We start from the raw sequence: 22981 nt of genomic DNA, 5'->3' as shown, positions 1-22981 counted from the left end.
ATTACTCCATCATCTTCTCAATAGGCAGCACCAGAATGGAGCTTGCGCCCAGCGCCTTCAGTTTTTCCATGGTTTCCCAGAACAGGGTTTCGCTGCTCACCATGTGCATCGCCACGCGCTGCTGATCGCCTGCCAGCGGCAGGATGGTTGGGCGCTCAGCGCCCGGCAGCAGAGCGATGACCTCTTCCAGACGTTCGGTTGGGGCGTGCATCATGATGTATTTGGATTCGCGCGCCTGAATGACGCCCTGAATGCGGGTCAGCAGTTTGTCGATCAGCTGCTGCTTGGCGTCGGCCATCTCGCCATCGCGCTGAATCAGGCACGCTTTAGAGCGGTAGATCACTTCCACTTCGCGCAAACCGTTCGCTTCCAGCGTCGCGCCGGTAGAGACGAGGTCACAGATGGCGTCTGCCAGACCCGCGCGCGGTGCCACTTCAACGGAGCCGTTCAGCAGGCAGGATTTAAACTGCACGCCTTTCTGGTCGAGATAGCGCTTCAACAGGTGAGGATAGGAGGTGGCGATACGTTTGCCGTTCAGCGCGGCCGGGCCGTCCCACGCTTCATCAACCGGTGTTGCCAGCGACAGGCGGCAGCCGCCGAAGTCCAGACGACGCAGGGTGAAGTAACGCGGATCTTCGCCCTGCGCGCGGCGGGTCAGCAGCTCTTCTTCCAGCACGTTTTCACCGATGATGCCGAGGTCAACGACACCATCCATGACCAGGCCGGGAATATCGTCATCACGCACGCGCAGAATGTCGATGGGCATGTTTTCAGCCAGAGCAATCAGGCGCTGGGTGTGCAGGTTAATTTTAATCCCGCAGCGGGCCAGCAGTTCGCGTGAGTCGTCGCTCAAACGGCCTGATTTTTGAATAGCTATGCGTAAGCGTGAGTTATCTAACATTCTTTATTCCTCGTTAACCTGTTTTAACCTGTCTGAATTCGGTCCAAAAAAAAGCCCCCGGAAGAAGATCTTCCGGGGGCTTTTTCATGCGTTCATGCACCACTGGAAGATCCAAACGTCTTCCAGCACACATCGCCTGAAAGACTAGTCAGGATGATGGTGATGATGGTGGTGTTTAAATTGAACGCGTGTCATATAAATTCTCGATGAATGCTTATTCATTTGATGTCTTTTAACCTAAACCAGTTGTACGACATATTGCAAGGGCTTTTTTTGATCATTAATTCATTTCATATTGATGCTATGAATTGTGTGTTCTGCCGGGCTGGCGTAGCCTTATGAAAGACGAGTGAGAGTCAGGAGAATTCGCATGAAAAAGGTCGCGATTGTCGGTTTAGGATGGCTGGGAATGCCGCTGGCGATGTCATTAGCCGCGAAAGGCTGGCAGGTGACCGGGAGCAAGACCACCCGAGATGGGGTCGAAGCGGCGCGAATGTGCGGTATTGATGGCGTTGAACTGCGTCTGGAACCGGAACTGGTGTGTGATGCGGACGATTTGGACACGCTGATGAACGTGGATGCGCTGGTGATAACGCTACCCGCGCGGCGCAGTGGCCCGGGTGAATCATTTTATCTGCAGGCGATGCAGGAGATTGTCGACAGCGCGCTGGCGCATCACGTTCCGCGCATTATTTTTACCAGCTCGACGTCGGTCTATGGCGATGCTGAGGGCGTGGTGAAAGAGAGTTCCGAGCGCCGTCCCGTTACCGCGAGCGGTCAGGTCCTGAAAGAGCTGGAAGACTGGCTGCATAATCTTCCCGGCACGCAGGTCGATATCGTTCGTCTGGCGGGGCTGGTGGGCCCTGGTCGCCATCCGGGACGCTTCTTCGCCGGAAAGACGGCGCCCGACGGTCAGCATGGCGTGAATCTTGTCCATCTGGAGGATGTTATTGGCGCGATTGAGCTACTCTTACAGGCTCCAAAAGGCGGACACATCTATAATATATGTGCACCGTCTCATCCGGCGCGCAGCACGTTTTACCCGCTGATGGCACGTCAGCTGGGCCTGGCGGCGCCGGTTTTCGGTGAGGCAAAGGATGACAGTAAAGGTAAAATTGTTGATGGCAATCGCATTTGCCATGAGCTGGGGTTTGAGTATCAGTATCCCGATCCGCTGGTGATGCCCATGGAATAAGTCCCGCAGCGGAGACAATCGCACACCAGAAGGGGGCGAGCATGAAACCGCTGCTGGATGTTCTTATTATTCTGGATGCACTGGAAAAAGAGGGAAGCTTTGCGGCAGCCTCGGCAAAGCTCTACAAAACCCCTTCGGCGTTGAGCTACACCGTTCAAAAACTGGAAAGCGATCTCAATATCCAGATCCTCGATCGCACCGGGCACCGCGCCCGTTTTACCCGCACCGGACAGATGCTGCTGGAAAAAGGCCGTGACGTTCTGCATACCGTTCGCGAGCTGGAAAAGCAGGCCGTCAAGCTCCATCAGGGATGGGAGAACGAACTGGTGATTGGCGTGGATGACACCTTTCCATTTTCTCTCCTGACGCCGCTGATTGAAACGTTTTATCAGCATCACAGCGTCACCAGGCTGATTTTCATCAACGGCGTGCTGGGCGGTTCCTGGGATGCCTTAACGCAGGGCAGGGCGGACATTTTTGTCGGTGCACTGCATGAGCCTCCTCAGCTGAGCGAATTTGGTTTTGCCCGACTCGGCGTGCTGGAGCAGGTATTTGCCGTGGCGCCCCATCATCCGCTGGCTCAGGAACCTGAGCCTCTTAACCGTCGCGTCATAAAGGGCTACCGCGCGATTGTCGTGGGGGACAGCTCGCGCGCGGAATGTGCGGTTTCCTCGCAATTGCTGGATGAGCAGGAGGCCATCACCGTTTTTGACTTTAAAACCAAGCTGGAACTGCAAATTAGCGGTCTGGGCTGTGGCTATTTACCCCGCTATCTGGCGCAGCGCTTTATTGACAGCGGTGCGCTTGTTGAAAAACAGGTACTTGCTCAAAGCAGTAACGAGTCGGTATGGGTGGGCTGGAACGAACAAACCGCCGGGCTGGCCAGCGCCTGGTGGCGGGACGAAATTTTAGCAAATAGTGCTATCGCCGACGTTTACTCTCAGGGTAGCGTCGAGAAATCAGCCAGTTAGCAAAAAGAAAATTACCCGGTGCGTTGCAAAGTATTGCCTTTTGTATCCGATGTGGGGCAAAATGCCGCCGCTGCAACCAAATGAATAATCGACGATATAAAAGGCGTCGGTTATTTTTTTTTGCATGTACGAAACGAAACTAAAAACCAAGAGGCCGGGCTTCGTACCGGATAGATATTTACTAAAATCCGACAGTTGTTGTCGCTGAGGAAGAAAGAAATGGGGCAATTTTTCGCTTACGTGGCGGTTATCACCGTAAAGGAGAATAACTATGTCGCATAACGCAACTCCAAACACCTCTCGCGTGGAATTACGTAAAACGCTTACGTTGATTCCGGTTGTTATGATGGGCCTGGCCTATATGCAACCGATGACGCTGTTCGATACATTCGGTATCGTATCAGGCCTCACAGACGGTCATGTGCCGACGGCATACGGCTTCGCGCTGATTGCGATCCTCTTCACCGCGCTGAGCTACGGTAAACTGGTGCGTCGCTATCCGTCTGCCGGTTCCGCCTACACCTATGCCCAGAAATCCATCAGCCCGACGGTTGGCTTTATGGTGGGCTGGTCGTCGCTGCTCGACTATCTGTTCGCGCCGATGATCAACATTCTGCTGGCAAAAATTTATTTTGAAGCGCTGGTGCCGTCGATTCCCTCCTGGATGTTCGTCGTGGTGCTGGTAGCCTTTATGACTGCCTTTAACCTGCGCAGCATCAAGTCCGTTGCCAACTTTAACTCCGTAATTGTCGTGCTTCAGGTTGTCCTGATTGCCGTTATTCTTGGCATGGTCATTTACGGCGTGTTCCATGGCGAAGGCGCGGGCACACTGGCGAGCAGCAAGCCGTTCTGGTCTGGTGATGCCCATGTGATCCCAATGATTACCGGGGCAACCATTCTGTGCTTCTCCTTTACCGGTTTTGACGGGATCAGCAACCTGTCTGAAGAAACCAAAGATGCAGAGCGCGTGATTCCGCGTGCTATTTTCCTGACGGCGCTGATTGGCGGTCTGATCTTTATTTTCTCTACCTATTTCCTGCAGCTGTACTTCCCGGATATCTCTCGCTTCAAGGATCCGGATGCATCTCAGCCGGAAATCATGCTCTATGTGGCGGGTAAAGCGTTCCAGGTCGGCGCGCTGATCTTCTCCACCATCACCGTACTGGCGTCCGGTATGGCCGCGCATGCAGGCGTTGCGCGTCTGATGTACGTAATGGGCCGCGATGGCGTATTCCCGAAAAGCTTCTTCGGTTATGTTCATCCAACATGGCGTACCCCGGCGATGAACATCATCCTGGTCGGTGCTATTGCGCTGCTGGCGATTAACTTTGACCTGGTGATGGCAACGGCGCTGATTAACTTCGGTGCGCTGGTGGCGTTCACCTTTGTTAACCTGTCGGTTATCTCTCAGTTCTGGATCCGTGAAAAGCGTAACAAGACGCTGAAAGATCACTTCCAGTATCTGTTCCTGCCGATGTGCGGTGCCCTGACCGTGGGCGCGCTGTGGGTTAACCTGGAAGAGAGTTCAATGGTGCTTGGCCTGATTTGGGCTGGTATCGGTCTGGTTTATCTGGCTTGCGTCACGAAGAGCTTCCGTAACCCGGTTCCTCAGTACGAAGACGTCGCGTAAGCGCAGCGCCAACGGGCGAAAAAAAACCGGAGTTCAAAGGCTCCGGTTTTTTTATATCTGAATTTCACACTATCTCTTGCGCGTACTGGAACAACGCTTTCAGCAGCGTCTGCTTCTCTGTATTCCCTTCGTACTGGCCGTAAAGCATCTCCAGCTCCTGCGCGTAGCTGTGCAGATATTCTGGCGTAAACACGTTACGACGATGCTGCAGCCAGCGCGCCTGTTCTGCTTCGTCCAGCGTGCCGGGATAGTTGCGCGCCCGGTAATTAAACATCAGCTTTTCGATGCGCTTATCGGCGAAGGTGATGTCCAGCGCCGGTAAGTTACGCGGCTCGGTTTGCAGAACGATATTCATGGCTGCACGATCGGCATCGCTGAAGAAGCCGTTGTAGAGCTGGGTGTCCACGTTTTCGGACGGCACGAACGGCTCCGCCTCGGCAAAAATAGCGACCACTTTCTCGCGCACCTGTGGGTTATCGCGCAGCACTTTCAGGTTATCCAGACAGTGCTGACGGTTGATGCCCAGCCTGTCGGCATCTTCCGGACGCAGCGTATTCGCCTGCGCCAGCACCGGACATTTATTGATATGCACCAGTTTGACCGGCACCGCAGGCAGGTCCCCGAGTTCATTTTTCGGGGTGTAAAGCCGTTCGCGCAGGGTATCGCTGTCAAGCTCCAGCAGCGGCGAAATATCCCCCGCCAAATCCACCATGATGACCGCATTTCGGTTATCCGGGTGCCAGGCCAGCGGGGCAACCCAGCTGGTATTGCCGCGCCAGGCGCCAAACATGCCGGAGATATGCACCAGGGGCTTCATCTGCGGTACGTCGATAAGGGTCATGAGCTTCTGCTTGCCGCGGTGGCTCAGCAGATATTCAAACAGCCGGGGCTGCGCGGTTTTCACCAGCTTCGCCATGGCAATGGTGGCATAGACATCCGCCATCGCATCATGGGCATTACTGTGCTCGATGCCGTTGGCGCGCGTCAGGTGCTCCAGCCGGAAGCTCGTCAGCCCTTCCTCATTTTCCGGCCAGTTAATGCCTTCAGGACGCAGGGCATAACAGGCGCGCATAATGTCGAGCAGATCCCAGCGTGAATTGCGGTTCTGCCAGCTCCAGGCGTACGGATCGTAGAAGTTTCGATAGAAGATGTTGCGCGTCACTTCATCGTCAAAACGGATGTTGTTGTAGCCAACCACGCAGGTATTGGGAACGGTAAACAGATCGTGGATGCGGCGGGCGAACTCTGCTTCGTTAACGCCTTTTTCCCGGGCTTCCTGCGGTGTGATCCCGGTGACCATCACCGCGCCGGGCTGCGGCAGGTAGTCATCAGCCGGTTTGCAGTAAAAGACCTCGGGCTCGCCAATGATGTTGAATTTGTCGTCGGTACGGATGGCGGCAAACTGCGCCGGTCTGTCCAGCGCCGGATGCGTGCCAAAGGTTTCGTAGTCGTGGAATAAAAAAGTCGGGCGTGCGGCAGAGTCAGACACCAGTAATACCATCCTGTTAAAAAATGACGCCACTATGGTAAACGATCGCGCGGGTCAGACCGAATAAAAAGCGCCGGCATGGCGTAAATTTGCGAGGGAACTTCAGCGGAAAACCTGCGTTCTGTCACATTTTTTTGCAATTAAGCCAGGTAACGACATCAGAACTCCCGTAAAAAGGTCATCGATTTTTAATGACCTGAGGATATACCGTTGAAACGCCGTCTGTTTATTGCTGTTTCTTTACTCGCTTCGAGTGTCTCATCTGCTTTTGCGGCTGAGCCACTGGATTTTTCGCCGCAGCCTCCAGCCATTCAGGCGGGATCCTGGGTGCTGATGGACTACACGACTGGTCAAATTTTAACGGCGGGCAACGAACATCAACAACGTAATCCGGCGAGCCTCACTAAGCTAATGACGGGCTATGTAGTCGATCGGGCCATTGACAGCCACCGTATTACGCCGGATGACATTGTTACCGTAGGGCGTGACGCGTGGGCCAAAGGCAACCCGGTTTTTGACGGCTCGTCGCTGATGTTCCTGAAAGAGGGCGATCGCGTCTCCGTGCGTGACTTAAGCCGCGGTCTGATTGTCGATTCCGGCAACGATGCCTGCGTGGCGCTGGCCGACCACGTGGCGGGCGGGCAGCCGCAGTTTGTGAAGATGATGAACGACTACGTGCAGAAGTTGAACCTGCGCGATACGCACTTTGAAACCGTCCACGGGCTGGATGCGCCAGGGCAGCACAGCTCCGCTTACGATCTGGCCGTGCTCTCCCGGGCTATCATTCACGGTGAGCCTGATTTTTACCATATGTACAGCGAAAAGAGCCTCACCTGGAACGGGATCACTCAGCAGAACCGTAACGGCCTGCTGTGGGATAAAACCATGAACGTGGACGGCCTGAAAACGGGGCACACCTCGGGTGCGGGCTTTAACCTGATTGCGTCTGCCGTTGACGGACAGCGTCGTTTAATCGCGGTGGTGATGGGGGCCGACAGCCCCAAAGGGCGCGAAGACCAGGCGCGTAAGCTTCTGCACTGGGGACAGCAGAACTTCGATACGGTGCAGATCCTGCATAACGGTAAAAAAGTGGGGACAGAGCGTATCTGGTACGGCGATAAAGAACAGATAAATCTGGGGACGGATCAGGACTTCTGGCTGGCGTTACCGAAAGCGGAAGTGCAGAACATCAAGGCTAAATACGTTCTGGATAAAAAAGAGCTGGAAGCGCCGATTGCCGCGCATCAGCGGGTTGGGGAGATCCAGCTCTACGATCGCGACAAGGTCGTGGCGCACTGGCCGTTGGTCACTCTGGAAGCCGTTGATAAGGGAGGCGTATTCTCACGCCTGAGCGATTATCTGCACCACACGCTTTAACCGCTGATGGGCAGACAGGCAGGGTTGCGAGTCTGCTCACATAATAAACACTTCTCGTTTGCCGATAATAGTAATCCAGCTTTATAGTGTATAAATATACAGTAATAAGCGGAGGCAGCATGGACTACAGCATCAAGCAGCAACAGAAACGTAAGATTGCGGGTTTTCATCTTGTTGGGCCGTGGGAAAAAACGGTTAAGCAGGGCTTTGAACAGCTGGTTATGTGGGTGGACGGGCGTCACATTGAGCCGCTGGAGTGGGTTGCGGTCTACTACGATAACCCCGATGAGGTCCCGGCAGAAAAACTGCGCTGCGATACGGCCGTTACGGTACCGGATGATTTCGTTATCCCGGAAAACAGCGAAGGCGTCATGATGACTGAAATCGCTGGCGGGGATTACGCCGTGGCGACGGCGCGCGTGGAAAACTACGACTTTGCGACGCCGTGGTATCAGTTCTTCAATTCTTTATTGCAGGACAGTAAATACCAGATGGCGCTCAAACCCTGCTTCGAACGCTATCTTAACGACGGCAATGCGGACGGCTATTGGGACATTGAAATGTATATCGCGGTAGAGCACAAAACGGTTTAATCCTGCAATATGAAGGGTTTTTCAGCCGGGTGCGATCCGCCCGGCTGAAAACACAGTACAATTGTGATTTGCCGTGTTGCTGGAGAGCGGGTGTGCGTCCCGACAAATCATTAACCCCATTTGAAATTCGCTTGTACAAACATTACCGCGTGGTGCACGGGAGTCGCATCGCGCTGGCTTTCGTGTTGACCTTTGTACTGGTCCGGTTGCTGGATGTACCGGAGGGAACGTGGCCGCTGATCACGCTGGTGGTGGTAATGGGGCCTATCTCATTCTGGGGGAACGTTGTTCCTCGCGCCTTCGAGCGGATAGGCGGTACCGTTCTTGGATCTGCCCTGGGGCTTATTGCCCTGAAGCTGGAACTCATCTCATTTCCCGTGATGCTGGCGTGGTGCGGTGCTGCCATGTTCCTCTGCGGCTGGCTGGCATTGGGTAAGCGGCCTTATCAGGCGCTGCTGATTGGTATTACTCTCGCGGTGGTTGTCGGTGCGCCCGCCGGGGATATGACTACGGCGCTGTGGCGAAGCGGGGATGTCATCCTGGGGTCACTGCTGGCCATGCTCTTCACTGGTATCTGGCCGCAGCGTGCTTTTCTGCACTGGCGTATTCAGATGGCTAACTACGTCACCGCCTTTAACCGCGTCTATCAGGCCGGTTTTTCCCCGAATCTGGTTGAGCGTCCCCGGCTGGAAAAACATCTGCAAACGATCCTCAACGACGTGGTTAAAATGCGCGGCCTCATCGCGCCCGCCAGCAAAGAAACCCATATTCAGAAAGCGATTTTCGAAGCCATCCAGACGGTAAGCCGCAATCTGGTCTGCATGCTTGAACTGCAAATCAATGCCCACTGGGCCTCGCGTCCAAGCCATCTGCTGATGCTTAACGCGCAGACCCTCAAAGAGACCCAGCAGATGACGCAGCAAACGCTGTTGACCATCGCTCATGCGCTCTATGAAGGGAACCCGCAGCCGATACTGGTCAACAGCGAGCGGCTGAATGAGATCGTCGCGGAGCTGAAGCAGCTAATCAATGAACGTCAGGGCGATAACGTGGCGGAAACGCCTATTCATGGCTACGTCTGGCTGAGCCTGGAACTGGCGCGGCAGCTTGAGCTGTTATCGCACCTTATTTGCCGCGCGCTGCGCAAATAAAAGGCGTATGTGACGGCTGCTGCTTCGATTCAGCAGCAATTGGGGTTATGATAGCTTTAAACGATATACTCATTGTCATTCGCAGCCGCTGTCAGTAAGGTTATTGTTACAACGGTTGCTTTAACGAATCCGAATCTCACATTATCAGGGGTGTAAAAATGGAAACTACCAAGCCTTCGTTCCAGGATGTTCTGGAATTCGTCCGCCTGTTCCGCCGCAAAAACAAGCTGCAGCGTGAAATCCAGGACGTTGAGAAGAAGATCCGTGACAACCAGAAACGTGTTCTGCTGCTCGATAACCTGAGCGACTACATCAAGCCAGGCATGAGCGTTGAAGCTATTCAGGGCATCATCGCCAGCATGAAGAGCGACTATGAAGACCGCGTTGATGACTACATCATCAAAAACGCTGAGCTGTCCAAAGAGCGTCGCGACATCTCCAAGAAGCTGAAAGTGATGGGCGAAATTAAAAACGCCGAAGCAAAAAGCGAGTAATCGCAGCGAATAGTGAAAAAGGCTCTCTGGTGACAGAGAGCCTTTTTTTATGATTCAGAGCGCGGCTGTAGCTGATAAATCCAGGCCTTAACCTGCCCACCTTTAAGGGTGGTCACTGTGACCTCAACCCGGTCATAGCCGTCTTCAAATTCATCCAGCATCTGCCAGTGTGCGGGAAGGTTATCAGAGATAAACAGATAGCCTTCGACACGCGGTCCATCGGGGTGGAGGATAATCCCCGGGAAGTCCGCCGCCGCACCCCAGCCGCGTTCGTAAAACGTACCGGATACGGAACCGGCCAGCCATTCCCCGCCGATGTTTTCAAGAATATGCGCATTAGCGTGGCCCGGGCGCAGTGTGCCGTAGACAAACAGAGCGTTCATTTTCCTTTATCCGCAAAGCAAAAAGCCTGCTTTAAAAGCAGGCTTTTTAAATTTGGCTCCTCTGACTGGACTCGAACCAGTGACATACGGATTAACAGTCCGCCGTTCTACCGACTGAACTACAGAGGAATCGTTGTGGAGGCTTATCTTAGCGGCGAAAAAACTTTTGTCAAACCTGATCTTAGGGAAAATCGACTGATTGCTGATTCTGTCGTCAGTTTGTTGTAATTCCACACATCTTTTTTCAGGAAAATACTTTGCAGGATTAGCTTTTCTCCCCCATCATTTGAAATGGAGTTTCAACTTTTCTCGCTAAGGTCCATTTTGAACGTCACTGCCTCCTTACGCCAGGCGATAGAGCGCACGCCGTGGTATGCAAAACGTAAAAGCTATCGTGTCCTGTTCTGGCGTGAAATCACCCCTCTCGCTGTGCCTATCTTCCTGGAAAATACCTGCGTTTTGCTGATGGGGGTCCTGAGCACCTTCCTGGTGAGCTGGCTGGGGAAAGAAGCGATGGCGGGGGTCGGGCTGGCGGACAGCTTTAACATGGTGGTGATGTCATTTTTTGCTGCCATAGACCTCGGTACGACGGTGGTGGTGGCTTTTAGCCTCGGCAAGCTTGACCCCAAACGTGCGCGCGAGGCGGCCCGCCAGTCGCTGATGATCATGACCATTTTTTCGATTGTTCTGGCGGCGGTGATCCACTATTTCGGTAAAGAGATTATCGACTTTGTCGCAGGGGAAGCCACGAACGAGGTTAAAGACCTGGCGCTGACCTACCTGGAGATGACCGTTTTAAGCTATCCGGCGGCGGCCATTGCGCTGATTGGCAGCGGCGCGCTGCGTGGGGCGGGCAACACCAAAATTCCGCTGCTGATCAACGGCGGGATGAATATCCTGAATATCATTATCAGCAGCGTGCTGATCTACGGCGCGTTCTCGTGGGATGGGCTGGGGTTCGTAGGAGCGGGGCTGGGGTTAACCATTTCACGCTATATCGGTGCGGCGGCCATCATCGGGGTGCTGATGACGGGAATTACGCCCTCGCTGCGTCTTACGCTCAAGAGCTACTTCCGGCCCTTGAACTTCGCCATTATCTGGGAAGTGATGGGAATCGGTATTCCCGCGAGTATTGAATCCGTGTTGTTTAACGGCGGGAAGCTGCTGACGCAGATGTTTGTCGCCGGGATGGGGACCGACGTTATCGCCGGTAACTTTATCGCCTTTTCCATCGCCTCGCTGATTAACCTGCCGGGTAACGCGCTGGGTTCGGCATCAACCATTATCACGGGCAAACGGCTCGGGAAAGGGCAGATAGGCCAGGCGGAGCGGCAGCTGCGGCACGTTTTCTGGCTGTCGACCATAGGGCTGACGCTGATCGCCTGGGGAACCGCGCCGTTTGCCGGGCTGATGGCCGCGTTCTATACCCACGAAGAGGATGTTAAAGAGGTAGTGAAGATCCTCATCTGGCTCAACGCCGCCTTTATGCCCATCTGGGCGGCATCCTGGGTGCTGCCCGCCGGGCTGAAAGGGGCGCGCGATGCCCGTTTTGCTATGTGGGTGTCCATGCTTGGCATGTGGGGGTGTCGCGTTGTGGCGGGCTATACGCTGGGTGTGGTGCTCGGCTGGGGCGTGGTTGGTGTCTGGCTGGGGATGTTCCTTGACTGGGCCGTGCGCGGGGCGCTGTTCTACTGGCGTATGGTCAGCGGGCGCTGGCTGTGGAAATATCCGCGACAGAATGCCTGACAATTGCGCGAAGTGGAGAATAAATCGGCAAACGATCCGAAATCTGCATTCTGTCTTTGACATCCCAGGGGAGCATCGATAATATGCGCCCCGTTCACACGATTCCTCTGTAGTTCAGTCGGTAGAACGGCGGACTGTTAATCCGTATGTCACTGGTTCGAGTCCAGTCAGAGGAGCCAAATTTAAAAAGCCTGCTTTTAAAGCAGGCTTTTTGCTTTTCTGCGCAAGGTAAATGCAAAACGGCAACCTGGTTGCCGTTTTTAGTGTTTGCTCCCTCTCCCGTGGGAGAGGGATGGGGTGAGGGCACCAGACCGCGCGAAATTACACGCCAATCGGTGCCGTCGCCTCAACCAGCCACGTACGCGCCTCGCTATTCACCAGCGGTGAGAGTGCCTCCCGTACCTGCTGATGATATGCATCCAGCCACTGTTTTTCCTGCTCGCTCAACAGATGCAATTCCACCTGGCTTAAATCAATCGGGATGAGCGTCAGCGAGGCAAATCTGCAGAACCCCGGACGGCTCTCCACAATCTCCACCTGGTTTTCAATGCGAATACCGTGGCTGTCGCCCAGATAGTAACCCGGCTCGATAGTCATGATATTGCCCGCCACCAGCGGCCACGGGTTGACCTTTTTGGCGATGCGATGCGGGTTCTCATGGATAAGAAGCTGGTGCCCCACGCCGTGTCCCGTGCCGTGATCGTAATCCAGCCCCATCTCCCACAGCGGGCGACGCGCAAACGCATCCAGCTGATGCCCCTGAGTCCCGGAAGGGAACTGCAGGGTAATGAGCGACAGGAAGCCTCTCAGCACAGCAGTGTAGTGCAGGCGCTGCTGCGGGTCGACCTTACCCCACGCCAGCGTGCGCGTGGCGTCGGTGGTGCCGTTAGCATACTGACCGCCGGAATCGTTCAGGTAAAAATGGTCATGGCCGATGGACTTATTGCTGGCCTCGCTCGAATGGTAGTGGCACATCGCCGCATTGCTGGAGGAAGCAGAGATAGTCGCAAAACTCTGCTCGATAAAACCGGGCTGCTGTTTGCGGAATGCCAACTGCTGAGCCTGCACTTCCAGCTCGGTGAGCGGTTGTCCGGCCGCTGCACGACGCGGCACTTCGCGGCTCAACCAGGCGAGGAAATTGACCCACGCGGCCCCGTCCTGGTGATGACACGCGCGATAACCCGCCAGCTCGACCGGGTTTTTGGTAGCTTTCATCAGGGTGATGGGATCGGTTCGCCAGACAATTTCTCCCCGTGGTTCAATGGCGAAGCGCAGGGCGACGGGGGCGGAATCGGCATCAACCATCACCCGCTTCCCTTCAGCAAGCTGCTGACAGCGTTCAATAAAGGTGTCCTGCGGCGCAATGGTGAACGCATTGCGCACTTCGTCAGGCAGGGCGCTGAGCTTATTGTCGTTAACAAACCACTCAACGTGACCGTCACGACTCAGCAGGGCAAAGGAGAGCGGTACCGGACTGGTGGGAATATCCGAGCCGCGCACGTTGAGCAGCCACGCAATGTTATCCGGCAGCGTAACGGCCAGATAGTCAGCATTGTTCGCGGCCAGCACGGCGGCAACGCGCTGACGTTTGTCCTCGCTGCTTTCACCGCTTGTCTCTACCGGCATTTCACGTATAAGCCCCGCCGGTGCGGCAGGGCGATCGGTCCATAAGGCGTTAAACGGTGATGCGTTCAGCGGCACCAGCTCGCACGGCGTGGCTGACAGCTGTGTGAACTCTGAGTTGGTCATCAGCAGTGGGTCAAAACCGATGCGCGTGCCCGCCTCAACGTTTGCCGCCAGCCAGTCTGCCAGCGGCTCGTTGTGCAGATGGTGGATCTCAACCTCATCCATATTCACCTGAACGCGGGCCTGCACCTGATAGCGCCCGTCGACGAACAGCAGCGCTTTGTTTTTCAGCACCAGCGCGACGCCGGCAGAGCCGTCAAAGCCCGTCAGCCAGGCCAGCTTTTCGTCGTAGGGCGCGCAGTATTCGCTCTGCCAGGCATCCGCACGCGGGACGATCATCCCGTCGAGATAACTTGCCTCAAGCCAGTGGCGCAGGGCAGAGAGCGGTGTAGGGATGTGCATGTTTTTTCCTTATTGCTATTAGCGGAACGGCGGCTCGTTGAAGGTACGCAGCTTGCGCGAATGCAGTCTGTCACCTTCCGCTCGCAGCAGGTCGATGGCCCGAATGCCAATCTGCAGATGTTCGGATATTGCCCCTTCATAGAAACGGTTGGCCTGACCCGGCAGCTTAATTTCACCGTGCAGCGGCTTATCGGAGACGCACAACAGCGTGCCGTAAGGAACGCGGAAGCGATACCCCTGGGCGGCAATGGTGGCGCTCTCCATATCAATCGCCACCGCCCGGCTCAGGTTGAACCGCAGCGCGGAGGCGGAGTAACGCAACTCCCAGTTGCGGTCATCCGTTGTGACGACCGTACCGGTGCGCAGGCGCTGTTTAACCTCTTCACCCGGCATGCCGCTGACCTCTTTAGTGGCGTCATACAGCGCGCGCTGCACTTCGGCGATGCTCGGGATAGGAATATCCGGCGGCAGCACCGCATCCAGCACGTGGTCATCACGCAGATAGGCGTGGGCCAGCACGTAGTCGCCAATCAGCTGGCTTTCGCGCAGGCCGCCGCAGTGGCCAATCATCAGCCACACGTCAGGGCGCAGGACCGCCAGATGATCGCAGATGGTCTTGGCATTTGACGGACCCACGCCGATGTTGATCAGGGTGATGCCCTGACCGTCGGCGGTGATGAGGTGCCAGGCCGGCATCTGGTGCTTTTTCCACGCCAGATCGGAGATGGCCTGCTCGGGCGCTTCGGTCTCGGCGGTGATCCAGATCCCGCCCGCGCAGGACAGCGCGATGTACGGGCTTTCCGGGTCGAGGATCTGGCTGCAGCCCCAGCGGACGAACTCGTCAACGTAGCGGGTGTAGTTGGTAAAGAGCACAAACGGCTGGAAATGCTCGGCTGGCGTACCGGTGTAGTGGCGCAGGCGCGCCAGCGAGAAGTCCACGCGGCGTGCGTCAAAATGCGACAGGGGAGAAAATTCTGCCGGGTGATAAATCCCGTCTGCCGTCTCATCGCCAATCTGCGAAAGTTCCGTCGTTGGGAAGTGGCGGGTCAATCCCGCGCTCATGGAGCGGTCAAGCGTTAACGCCGAGCCGTCAATCACGTAGGGATACGGGATTTCATGTTGTGAGGGCTCAACGGCAATATGCGCACCATAGTCCTGGTACAGCAGCGTGAGCTGTTCTTCAAGATAAGGGCGGAACAGTGCAGGGCGGGTGACGGTGGTGCTGTAGCAGCCGGAGTGGGTAAAACGGGCGTAGGCGCGGGTTTTCGGCGTTGTGCTGGCGCTGCCGTCCCAGGTCACAGAGAGCGATGGATAAACAAAAAGGCCCTCGTTTCTGGCCTTTTGATCGGGGAGTTTCCCTGTTTCGATGTATTCGCTAATGGCGCTGCGCAGCGCATTGACGGACTGTTCATACAGCGCGTCGAGTTTTTCCAGCGCCTGAGCCGGGGTCAGGCTGGAGCCCTTATTATTCATCTCTGTCTCCTTGTTCCACAGGTGTGCGACTCTACCCGATAGTATGTCACACGCCCGTGAAACAAAAGGGAGATCAGGCGTGGCTCGTCTCTTTCATCAGCAGCGCCGTCGCCGCCGACAGCAGGCAGCCGGCCAGCAGATAGATCGCCACGCTGTGCCAGTCTCCGCCGGAGAAGGTGACCAGCGCGGCGGCAATAAACGGCGTAAATCCGCCGCCGACCACGCTTGCCACCTGGTAGCCCACGCCCGCACCGCTGTAGCGATAGCTCGCGCCAAACAGCTCGGTGAACATCGGCTGCTGCACGCAGACCACCATATCGTGGGCGATGTTGGCGAGCATGATGGCGAAGAAGACGATCCAGAAGACCGACTGTGCTTCGAGCGCCATAAAGAACGGCCAGGCGCTGAGGCTGCCAATCAGCGCCCCGGTGATATAGACGCGGCGGCGGCCAAACCTGTCCGCCAGCCAGGCGAAGCAGGGGATGGTCAGGCAGCTGATCCCGCCGACCAGCAGGCCAATATTCAGGAATAGCTCGCGGGGAAGGCCGAGGTTCTGCGTCGAGTAGTTCAGGGCAAACGCGGTGACGATATACATCGTCAGCAGTTCACAGAGGCGCAGGGCGATAATTTTCAGAAAAGCGCCAGGATGCTGAACCAGCGCTTCCATTACCGGCAGCCGTTTTTTCGCAACCGGCTTTTCCCGCTGCTGCTGTTCGAATTCCGTGGACTCCTCCATCCCGTTACGGATCCACAGCGCGGCGATGACCAGCACGATGCTAAAGATGAACGGAATGCGCCAGCCCCAGCTCAGGAACTGCTCGTCGGTGGTGAGCTGGCTGATTAACGATACCAGCCCTGTGGAGAGGAGAAGGCCCACGCCGTACCCCACCTGCACGCCGCTGCTGTAAAACGCTTTCCTGTTTTTCGGCGCGCTTTCAACAGATAACAGCGCCGCGCCGCCCCATTCACCGCCCACCGCGAAGCCCTGAATGGCGCGCAGAGTGACCAGCAGCACCGGCGCCCACCAGCCAATGGCGGAAAACGAAGGAAGAATGCCAATCAGCGCGGTGGCGATCCCCATCATCCAGACGGTGAGCATCAGCATGCGCTTGCGGCCGAGGCGGTCACCAAAGTGGCCGAAGATCACCCCGCCGAGCGGGCGAAACAGGAACCCGACGCCGAAGGTGGCAAAGGCGGCGAGGGTGCCCATCGCGGGGCTGACCTGGGGGAAGAATTCGCGGTTAAATACCAGCGCGGCGGTAATGCCATAAAGCAGAAAATCATACCAGTCGACGACGGCACCCGCGAAGCTGCCGAGGGCGGCGCGGCGGGCGCGATTGAGCGAAGGTGTCTCCTCGTTGGGACGATCGGAGATGAGGGTGGAGTCCATAGTTGTCCTGTCCGTACTGATTTTTAATTATTGGTATAAGAAAAGGTCACTCACTTTGCGTCCGTCCTGTAAACGGAACCTATGAGACTACCGCGACAGAACGCCTGAGAAAACGTTTTTATCTTTCCGGAAGGCGCTGAATAAATAAATTTCATCTGCACCTACAGCGCTATAATTATGTCTGCCTGGCTCCGTTACCTGCTGAATGGTTTACAGTAATAGTGACCGCTGCGTGACTTAAGCTGAGGGAATCACGATGCAACGCACCTTTTCGGCACTCTTGATGGTTCTGTTTTTATTCGCCACGCCGCTTCATGCGGAACCCAGCGTCTACGGCGAACAGCGCATCAGCGGCTGGTGGAATGCGCTAACGGACGATGTTTCGCAAACCTGGACTCAGCCACAACGTTACGATCTGTACCTGCCGTTTCTGAGCTGGCATGCCCGCTTCATGTACGACAAAGAAAAAACCGACAATTACAATGAAATGCCATGGGGCGGCGGACTGGGCGTTTCTCGCTATAACGAAGAGGGCAACTGGAGCGCGCTGTTTGCGATGATGTTCAAGGACTCGCACAACGAATGGCAGCCCGCGATGGGCTATGGCTGGGAGAAGGGCTGGTATCTGGATAATGCCAAAGATTTCCGGCTTGGACTCGGTGCCGCGGCGGGCATCACGGCGCGAGATGATTTTGCAAACTATGTCCCGCTACCGTTCATCTTCCCGCTGTTTTCGGCCGGGTATAAGCGCGTTACCGTCCAGTTCACCTATATTCCCGGGACGTATAACAACGGTAACGTGCTCTTTGCCTGGCTGCGCTTAGGCTTTTAAAGGGTGATCACCTTTTTTGCCACGGCGTTAGACAATACCAGCATGGAGAAGAGAACAGAGGTAATGAAAGTGAGCACAATCAGCGCCAGCTTCATACCGAGAGAGGTCACCGGTATCAGCGCCGTCAGCAGATGAAACACCGAGTAGTGCACAATGTACACGCCTGTCATCGTTTTGCTGATGGCGGCCAGAATGGACTCCTTAAATTCAGCGTTGCGGCGAAAGCGCACGCCGTTCGCCGCAATCACCAGCGCGATGATCAAAATGTAAATTTGAGAGCCGGTGAGAATAAAGGCGTTTCTGTCCGCCTTGAACAGCGCGAAGAAGAAGTGGCGCTCGTAAAACCAGGTGAAAAGATAGATAAAGGGGATGGCGACCATCGCCGCCCTGACCACATTTTTGCGGCTAATCCACTCGGCAATTTTCGGGTCGCAAAAGAGTTGCCCCGTCAGATAAAACAGCAGCCATGTCCACAGCCGATACTGCGGTGACAGAGAAAGGATGTGCGTTTCAGGATAAAGCGCCGATAGCAGATCGTATCCGTAGGAAAAGAGCAGCAGGGCAGCAATCGCGCCGCAGAACAGCGCTCTCCGCTGGCTAAGCCACTCAACTGCCGGGTGAAAGGTATAAATCACCATAAAGGCGAACACAAACCAGGGCTGAATCAGATAGCCACGCTGATAAGGCTCCCACAGGTAGTAGATCGTTATCCAGAACAGAAAAACAATCACCAGGCTTTTAATTTTACTCAGCTGCCAGCGGGTGCCGTGCCGCGATTGTCCGTCGAGATAGCCCGACACCACAAAAAACAGCGGCGTGGCGATGGTCGAGATAAAGGTTAAAAACCCCAGGATCCAGTGATAGTCATAATCATAATGATCCCAGGTATTGTAGATGGTGAAGAAGGTAACCGCCGTCATGCAGCCCAGCGTCTTGATAATGTTCAGCCCTGTCGCATTCATTGTTGTTTGGCTTCGTCCTTACGATGGAAACACGCATAGATAACGGGGAGTACCAGCAGCGTCAGGATTGTAGCAAACCCCAGTCCAAACATAATCACAACGGCCATGCTCTGGAAGAAAACGTCCAGCAGCAGCGGAGCCAGGCCAAGTACGGTCGTAAACGCGGTGAGCAGGATAGGGCGCAGGCGCGAGGTGGCAGCATAAACGATCGCGCTGTGCTGATCCTTTTGCGTTTTCTGCTGTTCGATCTCTTCCACCAGCACGATGCCGTTGCGGATCAGCATGCCGCTCAGGCTCAGCAGACCTATCAGCGCCATAAAGCCAAAGGGAATACCGGTAATTAAAAATCCCGGCGTGACGCCAATCAGCGCCAGCGGTACGGTCAGCCAGATAGCGACGGCATTTTTTACCGAGCTGAACATCAGAACCGTAATCACAAACATCACCAGATACCCGAGAGGCAGCGTAGTGAATAGCCCTTGCTGCGCTTCGCTGGAGTTTTCCGCGTCGCCTCCCCACTCGATACTGTAGCCGTGCGGCAGGGGAAGGGCATCCACTTGCGGCTTCACGCGGGCGAGAATATCGCCGGAGGTTTGCTGGCTCAGCGGGTCCGGGTCCGTCTGAACCGTCAGTACCCGCGAGCGGTCGCGTCGAAGGATTAGCGGATCTTCCCACTCCAGCGAGAAGCGGCTGACGACGTTACTCAGCGGAATATACTGCTGCCGCGTCTGGCTCCACACCAGCACGTTGTTCAGATGACTGGCATCCAGCCTTTCACTTTCCGGGGGCCTGACCACCACGGGGAGCAGGTCGCTGCCTTCCCGGTACAGCCCCGCACGGCTGCCGGAGAAATTCATCTCCAGCGCGTTGTCGACGTCCTGTTTATCCACGCCAAGCTCGCGTCCCAGCGCGGCTACGTACTGCGGGCGGATCACTTTGCTGCGGTTTTGCCAGTCGTTCCGGACGCTCCCCGTGGCCGGGTCGCGCGCCAAAATATCGTCCACCTGGCTGGCAATCAGGCGCAGCCTGTCAGGATCCGGGCCTTTAATACGCACTTCAATGGCGCTGTCGCCGGAGGGGCCAAACATCACCCGTTTGGTGCTGGCGTTGACCTGCGGATAGTTTCGCGCGATGTACTCGTCCACGTGGCGCGTCAGGGCAGAGATGTTGCGCTGGTCGTCCATGCGCACCATGATCTGCGCATAGTTGCCGTACTGCCGCTGCCCGCTGTAGGTCAGAATAAATCGCATACTTCCCTGACCGATGGTTGAGACGGTGGTCTCCACGCCCGGCTGGCCATTGATCGTCTTTTCAATATCGCCGGTCATTTTCTCGGTCCATTTAATATCGGTGCCGTAGGGTAACCAGAGGTCGACAAAGAAAATCGGCGTATTAGACGACGGGAAAAAATTTTGCCGCACGGCGCCGAAGCCCCAGACAGACGCTGCCAGCAGCGCAGCCATGACAATGAGCGTCGGTGCCTTATGGTGCAGCAGCGTGTTGAGCAGGCGCTGGTAGGCGCGGTAGAGTCGTTTATCGTAAGGATCTGACTCGTCGGTTTTATCGGGCGCGCTGTCGTTTTTAAACAACCACCACTTAATCAGCACCGGGGTGAGGGTGAGCGCCGAGAACCAGCTCAGCATCAGGGAAATCAGCAGCACCTGGAACAGGGATTTACAATATTCCCCTGTGGAATCCTGCGACAGCCCGATAGGGGCAAACGCCAGGATGGCAATCACCGTCGCCCCCAGCAGCGGCAGGGCGGAGCGGCGGATGATGTTGTTCACGGCGGTTAACAGCGGGGAGCCCTGCTGTCGGGCGATCAGCACTCCTTCGACAATCACGATGGCGTTATCCACCAGCATGCTGAGGGCGATAATCAGCGCCCCGAGCGATATGCGCTGCAGCTCAATTCCCCACAGATACATAATCAGCAGCGTGCCCAGCACGTTAAGCGCGAGAGAAAACGCAATGATGATCCCGCTGCGTACGCCCATAAAGATCAGCAGCACGCCGATGACAATCGCCAGCGCCATCAGGAAGTTAATAATAAAACCGTTAACGGAATGGCCTACTTCGGCGGCCTGATCGTAAAACAGGTCTATCTGTATGCCCGCCGGTTTTTCCACCGACATCTGGTTTAACTTCGCCTCCAGCGCGTGGCCCACGTCGATAACGTTCACGCCGGGAATAAACGAGACGCCCATGGTGACGGCTTTTTTGCCGTTGGCATGGTAGATACTGGCCGGCGATTCGTTCAGCCCGCGCGACAGCGTGGCGATATCCCGCAGACGCGTCGCCGCCCCGGTGCCGGAAGGCGAGATGATGAGATCCGCCAGTTCATCAAGATTCTCGAACTCACCGGTCGGGTGCAGGCGAATGGATTCGGTGCCGGAGGTAATTTCTCCGGCACTGGAAACGATGTTAAGCCTGCTGAGCAGGGCGGAAAGCTGGTTCAGCGTAATGCCCCGCGCGGCCATTTTGGTCAGGGAGATATCGATGTTGACCTGTTGGCTAATGGCCCCGCCGATGGCGACCTTCGCGACGCCGGGGATCAGAATCAACTCCCGGCGCAGCTGCTCCGCATATCTCACCAGTTCAGGATTACTGAATTCATCTCCGGAAATGGCGAAGAAGAAGCCGAACACGTCGCCGAAATCGTCATTCACAAAGGGCGTGACGACGCCGGGCGGAAACTGACGCGAGGCATCGCCCACGCGGCGGCGCAGTTCATCCCAAATCTGCGGCAGCTCGTTCGAGTGATAGCGAGAAGCGATGTTAACGGTGATTTGCGACAGACCGTTTGAAGAGATAGAGCTCACGTTGTCCAGATAAGGCAACTGCTGAAGGGCATTCTCCAGCGGAAGCGTCACCTCCTCTTCAACCTGCTGAGCGGATGCGCCGGGGTAGTGGGTGACCACCACTGCGGTTTTAATGGTAAAGGCGGGATCTTCCAGCCTGCCGATATTCAACAGGGCGAAAATACCCCCGATGCCCAGCAGCAGGATCGTTAGCCAGACGCGAACAGGGTTATTAATAAATTGACGAGAGATATCCATTACAGTCCCCGTTCACGCGTCCAGATACGCACCGGCTGGTTAGCATGGAGCTCCCCAACGCCTGCGGCCACCACGCGCTCGCCCGCCTTAAGCCCGCTGGTAATCACCACGCCTTCGGTACTCACTTGCCCCACGCTGACCTTGCGGTCTTCAAGATGCAGCGTGTCGCCTTCGCCCGTTACGACCCAGACGTGCGGCTCATTGCGCGGGCTGTTGTCCGGGTTAAAGACTGCCTCAACCGGTACGACCAGCGCCTGAGCATCCGCGCCCGCCGGGAGGTTGCTTAAATTGATGGTCACCGTACCGCTTACGCCGCCGACGGCGGGAAAATCATCAGGCCGCGGCATGGTAAGTATCACCTGCCAGGTCAGGGTATTGCTGTCGCTGCTGCCCGAATGTTCTTTGTAGACGGCGGTAAATTCGCGATCCGGAATGGCGTTAATTCTCACCACGGGGCGATACTGCGCGTTGCGGATATCAAGGGTTTTGAACAGGTTCTCGGGAATACTAAACACCACGTCCAGCAGATCGGTCCGGGTTAGGGTCGCAATGGGCTGACCGGCAGACACCACCTGATGGTTTCGTACATGTACGCTGGCTGCCGTCCCGCTGAAGGGGGCGACGAGCGTCATCTGATTCAGTTCCTCTCTGGCAATCTGAAGCGCCGCATTCGCCGAATCGCGGTTTGCACGCTGCACATCCATTTCTGCTTTCGAAATCGCCTGGCGGCCCGCCAGCGTCTGGAAGCGATCGAATTGTCGCTGGGCCAGCGTCGCTGCCGTTTGTCTGTCGTTAACCCGCTGCTGGGCCTCACGGGCGTTTAATCTGGCAAGCTGTTGTCCCTGCTTGATGGCTGCGCCCTGGCGTATATCGAGCGCTTCAATTTGACCTGCACGCTTGAAGGAAAGGTCTGTGGCATCGCCCGATTCAATGCGGGCGGGAAAGACGCGCTGCTGGGCGTGTCCGGGGACAGCCACCTCCGCCACTTTTACCATTCGCGGCAGGGGGGAGGCTTGCTCCGGTTTCGGGTCGCACGCCGTGAGCGTTAATAAAACGAATGGTAGAAGAGAGAAGTAGCGGTTCAATGTATTCCCCTAATAAATAACTGTTTTATTTATTCCGTAGCAAGGGCAGGGGGTGACACTATTCGGCCAGAACAGTGACGACCATATAGGTAAATAAACCAATCGCCGTGCTGGCGATAATGGCGAGCGCAATGAACATACCCAGGCGGAGCAGGCTTAAAC

At 56.0% G+C, this 22981-nt stretch carries 20 protein-coding genes, 2 tRNA genes and 1 other annotated feature; of the genes, 11 read left to right on the top strand and 11 right to left on the bottom strand.

Annotation, left to right across the window (positions count from 1 at the left end; translation table 11 throughout):
- Position 1: 1 nt before the first annotated feature.
- Together hisG and hisL are read right to left on the bottom strand one after the other, a co-directional pair.
- Positions 2-901: an ATP phosphoribosyltransferase gene (hisG, locus tag AC4ICF_RS15170; protein WP_003859492.1), complete on the bottom strand. Its 900-nt coding sequence runs from the start codon at positions 899-901 to the stop codon at positions 2-4.
- A gap of 45 nt (positions 902-946) precedes the next feature.
- Positions 947-1070: a sequence feature (His leader region), on the bottom strand.
- Positions 1046-1096, bottom strand: coding sequence for a his operon leader peptide (gene hisL / locus AC4ICF_RS15165; RefSeq protein WP_001364200.1), 51 nt, complete (start codon positions 1094-1096; stop codon positions 1046-1048). (Overlaps the previous feature by 25 nt.)
- 175 nt (positions 1097-1271) lie before the next feature.
- Here hisL and AC4ICF_RS15160 point away from each other — a divergent pair, with 175 nt between their 5' ends.
- The 4 genes from AC4ICF_RS15160 to plaP all read left to right on the top strand — a co-directional run bounded on the left by AC4ICF_RS15160 (position 1272) and on the right by plaP (position 4697).
- On the top strand, positions 1272-2096 hold the full coding sequence (locus tag AC4ICF_RS15160) for an SDR family oxidoreductase (protein WP_302217854.1): 825 nt from the start codon (positions 1272-1274) through the stop codon (positions 2094-2096).
- A gap of 41 nt (positions 2097-2137) precedes the next feature.
- On the top strand, positions 2138-3067 hold the full coding sequence (locus AC4ICF_RS15155) for a LysR substrate-binding domain-containing protein (protein ID WP_163329803.1): 930 nt from the start codon (positions 2138-2140) through the stop codon (positions 3065-3067).
- Positions 3068-3286: 219 nt separating this feature from the next.
- The gene (gene yoeI / locus AC4ICF_RS15150) at positions 3287-3349 is read left to right on the top strand and encodes a membrane protein YoeI (protein ID WP_099458931.1); all 63 of its coding nucleotides are present in this window, start codon (positions 3287-3289) and stop codon (positions 3347-3349) included.
- Positions 3339-4697, top strand: a complete 1359-nt coding sequence (gene plaP / locus AC4ICF_RS15145; RefSeq protein ID WP_316379438.1) for a putrescine/proton symporter PlaP — start codon at positions 3339-3341, stop codon at positions 4695-4697. Before yoeI ends, plaP begins: the two co-directional genes overlap by 11 nt.
- A 64-nt stretch (positions 4698-4761) precedes the next feature.
- On the opposite strand, the gene sbcB is transcribed toward plaP, so the two are convergent.
- Positions 4762-6198 carry an exodeoxyribonuclease I gene (gene sbcB, locus AC4ICF_RS15140; RefSeq protein ID WP_439209950.1) on the bottom strand — a complete coding sequence of 479 codons (1437 nt, stop codon included), beginning with the start codon at positions 6196-6198 and terminating at the stop codon, positions 4762-4764.
- A 198-nt stretch (positions 6199-6396) separates the two neighbouring features.
- On the opposite strand from sbcB, the gene dacD reads away from it, so the two are divergent.
- The 4 genes from dacD (at position 6397) to AC4ICF_RS15120 (ending at position 9801) form a co-directional block, all read left to right on the top strand.
- The gene (dacD, locus tag AC4ICF_RS15135; protein ID WP_116338865.1) at positions 6397-7563 is read left to right on the top strand and encodes a serine-type D-Ala-D-Ala carboxypeptidase DacD; all 1167 of its coding nucleotides are present in this window, start codon (positions 6397-6399) and stop codon (positions 7561-7563) included.
- A gap of 119 nt (positions 7564-7682) precedes the next feature.
- Positions 7683-8156, top strand: a complete 474-nt coding sequence (sbmC, locus tag AC4ICF_RS15130; protein WP_116338867.1) for a DNA gyrase inhibitor SbmC — start codon at positions 7683-7685, stop codon at positions 8154-8156.
- Positions 8157-8248: 92 nt separating this feature from the next.
- Positions 8249-9307 carry an FUSC family protein gene (locus AC4ICF_RS15125; protein WP_316379439.1) on the top strand — a complete coding sequence of 353 codons (1059 nt, stop codon included), beginning with the start codon at positions 8249-8251 and terminating at the stop codon, positions 9305-9307.
- Between the two features lie 158 nt (positions 9308-9465).
- Positions 9466-9801 (top strand): DUF496 family protein, encoded by a 336-nt coding sequence (locus AC4ICF_RS15120; protein ID WP_010432067.1) that lies wholly within the window; start codon positions 9466-9468, stop codon positions 9799-9801.
- A 47-nt stretch (positions 9802-9848) separates the two neighbouring features.
- Here AC4ICF_RS15120 and AC4ICF_RS15115 read toward each other — a convergent pair whose 3' ends face one another.
- The gene (locus tag AC4ICF_RS15115) at positions 9849-10184 is read right to left on the bottom strand and encodes a gamma-glutamylcyclotransferase family protein (RefSeq protein ID WP_163329805.1); all 336 of its coding nucleotides are present in this window, start codon (positions 10182-10184) and stop codon (positions 9849-9851) included.
- Between the two features lie 53 nt (positions 10185-10237).
- A tRNA-Asn gene (locus AC4ICF_RS15110) sits at positions 10238-10313 on the bottom strand.
- A gap of 162 nt (positions 10314-10475) precedes the next feature.
- On the opposite strand from AC4ICF_RS15110, the gene emmdR reads away from it, so the two are divergent.
- Both emmdR and AC4ICF_RS15100 read left to right on the top strand, forming a co-directional pair.
- Positions 10476-11930 carry a multidrug efflux MATE transporter EmmdR gene (gene emmdR, locus AC4ICF_RS15105; protein WP_192984777.1) on the top strand — a complete coding sequence of 485 codons (1455 nt, stop codon included), beginning with the start codon at positions 10476-10478 and terminating at the stop codon, positions 11928-11930.
- Positions 11931-12033: 103 nt separating this feature from the next.
- Positions 12034-12109 (top strand) — tRNA-Asn (locus AC4ICF_RS15100).
- Positions 12110-12251: 142 nt separating this feature from the next.
- Here the strand turns inward: AC4ICF_RS15100 and AC4ICF_RS15095 are convergent.
- From AC4ICF_RS15095 to shiA, 3 genes are all read right to left on the bottom strand, one after another.
- On the bottom strand, positions 12252-14018 hold the full coding sequence (locus tag AC4ICF_RS15095; RefSeq protein ID WP_491466101.1) for an aminopeptidase P family protein: 1767 nt from the start codon (positions 14016-14018) through the stop codon (positions 12252-12254).
- A gap of 18 nt (positions 14019-14036) precedes the next feature.
- The gene (locus AC4ICF_RS15090; RefSeq protein ID WP_023617725.1) at positions 14037-15491 is read right to left on the bottom strand and encodes an AMP nucleosidase; all 1455 of its coding nucleotides are present in this window, start codon (positions 15489-15491) and stop codon (positions 14037-14039) included.
- 73 nt (positions 15492-15564) lie between these two features.
- Positions 15565-16881: a shikimate transporter gene (gene shiA / locus AC4ICF_RS15085; protein ID WP_116338877.1), complete on the bottom strand. Its 1317-nt coding sequence runs from the start codon at positions 16879-16881 to the stop codon at positions 15565-15567.
- Between the two features lie 256 nt (positions 16882-17137).
- Between shiA and pagP the strand changes: the two genes are divergently transcribed.
- Entirely contained in the window at positions 17138-17713 is a 576-nt protein-coding gene (gene pagP / locus AC4ICF_RS15080) for a lipid IV(A) palmitoyltransferase PagP (RefSeq protein WP_116338879.1), read from the top strand.
- Here pagP and AC4ICF_RS15075 read toward each other — a convergent pair.
- From AC4ICF_RS15075 to AC4ICF_RS15065, 3 genes are read right to left on the bottom strand one after another with little or no spacing between them, the layout of a single operon-like run.
- Entirely contained in the window at positions 17710-18675 is a 966-nt protein-coding gene (locus AC4ICF_RS15075) for an acyltransferase (protein ID WP_316379441.1), read from the bottom strand. The two genes, pagP and AC4ICF_RS15075, sit on opposite strands and share 4 nt — an antisense overlap.
- Positions 18672-21734: an efflux RND transporter permease subunit gene (locus AC4ICF_RS15070; RefSeq protein WP_316379442.1), complete on the bottom strand. Its 3063-nt coding sequence runs from the start codon at positions 21732-21734 to the stop codon at positions 18672-18674. The genes AC4ICF_RS15075 and AC4ICF_RS15070 overlap by 4 nt, the downstream gene beginning before the upstream one ends.
- Positions 21734-22819: an efflux RND transporter periplasmic adaptor subunit gene (locus AC4ICF_RS15065; protein ID WP_316379443.1), complete on the bottom strand. Its 1086-nt coding sequence runs from the start codon at positions 22817-22819 to the stop codon at positions 21734-21736. The genes AC4ICF_RS15070 and AC4ICF_RS15065 overlap by 1 nt, the downstream gene beginning before the upstream one ends.
- Positions 22820-22981 lie beyond the last annotated feature (162 nt).

Source organism: Enterobacter sp. ECC_219_Taxon_10 (genome assembly GCF_058354905.1).
The sequence above is the reverse complement of the archived record's forward strand: the minus strand, read 5'-3'. Positions and strand labels throughout refer to the sequence as shown.